We start from the raw sequence: 3,008 nt of genomic DNA, 5'->3' as shown, positions 1-3,008 counted from the left end.
GAGGGCGGCGAGCGCGTCGAGCTGCGCGGGCTCCGCGGACGGCACGGCCGAGCGCTGGATCTCCGCCCACGACGCGCCCGATGCGATCCACGTGCCGCGCTTGCCGCGCCGCATCGGGCGGGCCTGGAGGCCGCCCTCGGTGACGACCTGCCACGCCGAGCGGTGACCGCCCGTGTCGCGCTCCGGCGGGGGAGCCTGGAAGTCGAGGACGAGTGCGAGGGGTTCGTAGCCGGTGGCCGCGGGGTCGGGGAAGATCCCCTCGAGCCGGGAGCGCCAGGCGCTGACGACGGGTCGACCCTGCGCCGCGCGCTGCTGCTCGAGCGCGGTGATGAGGAGGGCGACGGTGTGCTTGCAGTCGGCCTGGACCGGACACGAGCAGCGGCCGTCGAAGGAGACGATCGTGCCGTTGCGGGTGAGGTCGTAGAAGGCGGTCGAGGAGTAGACGTAGCGCCCGCTGCCCTCGACGTTCCCCGTGACGACCCGCGCCTCGGCGTCGTGCCGCCGCACGACCGCGCGATGCTGCCGGGCGTAGGCGGTGCCCGCGTCGAAGGCGTGCCGGCCGACGATGCCGACGAGCTCGATGGGGGCGTGCACCCGACGAGCGTAGGTCGCACCACCGACGCGCGTGCGCGGCGGGTGGCGGGCTGTGGACAGGGGCGGTCGGGACGCCCTCCTGAGCACTTCCAGGGTAGTACCAGGGTAGTATCAAGAGTATGAAACTGAGTGTGAGCCTTCCGATCGCGGACGTCGAGTTTCTCGACGCGTTCACACGCGGGCACGGTCTAGCGTCGCGCTCGGCCGCGGTCGCGCAGGCAGTCCGAGCACTGCGCGCGGAGTCGCTGACCAGCGCGTACGAGCAGGCGTTCGACGACGGCGTCGAGGAGGCCGCGGCGTGGGACGTCGCCGTCGCCGACGGCATGAGTCAGGCGTGAACGGACACCTCGGGGCACGCGATGCGGTGACGCACCCTCCGCGGCGCGCAGAGATCTGGTGGGTCGACCTGGCTCCTGCTGTGGGCAGTGAGGCGGACAGTCGAAGACCCGCGGTCGTCGTGAGCAACGACGGCGCCAACTCGGCCGCCGCCTCGCTCGGCCGAGGCGTGGTGACGGTGGTCCCGCTCACCACGACGCTGACGCGCGTGCTGCCCTTCCAGGTCGTCATCCCGGCGAGTGAGGAGGTGGGTCACGGCCTTCGCCAGGACTCCAAGGCTCAGGCGGAGCAGGTGCGGTCCGTCGACGTGCGGCGCCTCGTCTCGCGGGCCGGACGCCTACGCCCCGACACGATGGCGCGGCTGGAGGACGCGCTGCGTCTGCACCTCGGCTTGTAGACGCGCACGGAGCACGCGAGGGCGCGCCGGGGACCACCCGCGAGTGCGGGGTTCGCTACCGCCCTCGTCCCGTTCCGATCAGCCGGCGTGCGGCGTCACGACCACCGTGAGCAGCACGACCGTGTCCTCGATCGCCGACAGCCCGTGCCGCTCGTGCGGGATTGCGACGAGCGCGCCGTCGGCAAGGTCCCAGCTCTCGGTGGCGGTGGTGAGGCGGGCGTGCCCGCGCAGGACCTGCAGCGTCGCCTCGCCGGGTGCGTCGTGGTCGGCGAGCGCGCTGCCGGCCGTGAGCGCGATGAGCGTCTGGCGCAGCGCGTGCCCGCGCCCGTGCGCGATCGACGTGGCCGACCGACCCGCAGGGGCGCGGTGCGCGCGCTCGAGGTGCTCGACGGCGAGCGCCGCCAGGTCGTTGACCTGCGGTTGCGCGGGGGTTCCGTCGGGCGCCACGGGCGCGGGCGTGGGCTCGGGTGACGTGTCCGCGGACGGCTGCTCGCCGTCGGGAGCGTCCGAGCGGGGATCGGGGTGGGCGAGGAGGTAGTCGCGCAGCACGACGGCGTGGTTGACGTCGAGGTCGCGCGCGCCGAAGAGCAGCGTGACGACGTCGTGCACGCGGATCGCGAGCCGCAGCTCGGCGAGGGCGTCGCGGGTGTCGGGCTCGCCGTCGAGCTCGGCGCGGTAGGCGTCGGCGAACTCCTCGAAGCGCTCGGGCTCGTGGTGCCACTCGGTGCGCAGCGCGGGCGTGGGGGCGACGTCCTTGAGCCAGAGGTCCAGGTCCGCGCGCGCGTGCGTGAGGCCGCGCGGCCAGAGGCGGTCCACGAGGATGCGGTAGCCGTCCTCGGGGGCCGGGTCGTCGTAGACCCGCTTGAGCTGGACGGTCGGCACGGCGTTTCCCTCCGGACGGACGACGGCGTCGCGCACCTCGGCCCAGTGGCTCGCCGGGGCGAGGCGGCGTCGAGCCGAGAGTAGCGGGGTGGACTTGATGCTCGCCGCGCCCTAGCGCTGTCGGACGGGAGAGATACGGTGACCGGCATGGCCGGGGAGCACGGGTTCGCGTCGGTGTCGTCGTCGCGCGAGGCGAGGGGCGCGGGACTGGACGAGGGGCAGCGGGACCGGGCGATCGCCGTCGTGCTCACGTCCGCGCTGGGTGACGCGCTGGGGGCGGGGTACGAGTTCTCGAGCGTTCCGCCCGACCTCGTGCCGGACATGATCGGCGGTGGGCTGGGGGACTTCGCGCCCGGGGAGTGGACGGACGACACCGCACAGGCGGTGGCCATCGCGCGGGCGGCGGCCGAGTACGACCTGCGCACCGAGGCCGGTCTCGACGCCGTGGCAGGCGGGTTTGCGCAGTGGTACGCGGACGGGCCCGCCGACATCGGGATCCAGACCCGCGCCGTCCTGGCCGCGGCAGGCGCCGGCGCCTCGGCCGCAACGATGCGCGCGGCTGCGCAGGCCGTGCACGACCGCACGGGTCGCAGCGCCGGCAACGGCGCGCTCATGCGGACCGGGCCGGTCGCCGTCGCCTACCTCGACGATCCCGAGGCACTGGTGGCGGCGGCGCTCGCCGTCGCGCGCCTCACGCACGTCGAGGCCGACGCGGGTGAGTCCAGCGCGCTGTGGTGCCTCATGATCCGGCACACGGTGCTGACGGGGGAGTATCCCGCGTTCGACGACGTCGCGGCCT

The 3,008-nt window shown here is 74.2% G+C and carries 5 protein-coding genes; 3 read left to right on the top strand and 2 right to left on the bottom strand.

What is annotated here, in order from left to right:
- A partial coding sequence (locus FH969_RS14685) for an SWIM zinc finger family protein (protein ID WP_425462470.1) occupies positions 1–594 on the bottom strand: 594 nt, incomplete at its 3' end.
- A gap of 131 nt (positions 595–725) precedes the next feature.
- Here FH969_RS14685 and FH969_RS14680 point away from each other — a divergent pair.
- A complete protein-coding gene (locus tag FH969_RS14680; RefSeq protein WP_234417425.1) occupies positions 726–932 on the top strand; it encodes a ribbon-helix-helix domain-containing protein in 207 nt (68 codons plus the stop codon).
- On the top strand, positions 893–1,327 hold the full coding sequence (locus FH969_RS14675) for a type II toxin-antitoxin system PemK/MazF family toxin (RefSeq protein WP_342777043.1): 435 nt from the start codon (positions 893–895) through the stop codon (positions 1,325–1,327). The genes FH969_RS14680 and FH969_RS14675 overlap by 40 nt, the downstream gene beginning before the upstream one ends.
- Before the next feature lie 78 nt (positions 1,328–1,405).
- Here the strand turns inward: FH969_RS14675 and FH969_RS16090 are convergent, their stop codons facing one another.
- Complete coding sequence (locus FH969_RS16090; protein WP_342777042.1) at positions 1,406–2,209, bottom strand: DUF488 family protein, N3 subclade; 804 nt, start codon at positions 2,207–2,209, stop codon at positions 1,406–1,408.
- A 147-nt stretch (positions 2,210–2,356) separates the two neighbouring features.
- Between FH969_RS16090 and FH969_RS14660 the strand changes: the two genes are divergently transcribed.
- Positions 2,357–3,008: ADP-ribosylglycohydrolase family protein (locus FH969_RS14660; RefSeq protein WP_180359828.1), on the top strand; the 652-nt coding region annotated here is incomplete at its 3' end.

Source organism: Miniimonas arenae, assembly GCF_006351005.1.
In the GTDB taxonomy this organism is placed as follows: domain Bacteria; phylum Actinomycetota; class Actinomycetes; order Actinomycetales; family Beutenbergiaceae; genus Miniimonas; species Miniimonas arenae.
Note: the sequence above shows the minus strand (reverse complement) of the source record. Positions and strands in the feature narration are given on the sequence as shown.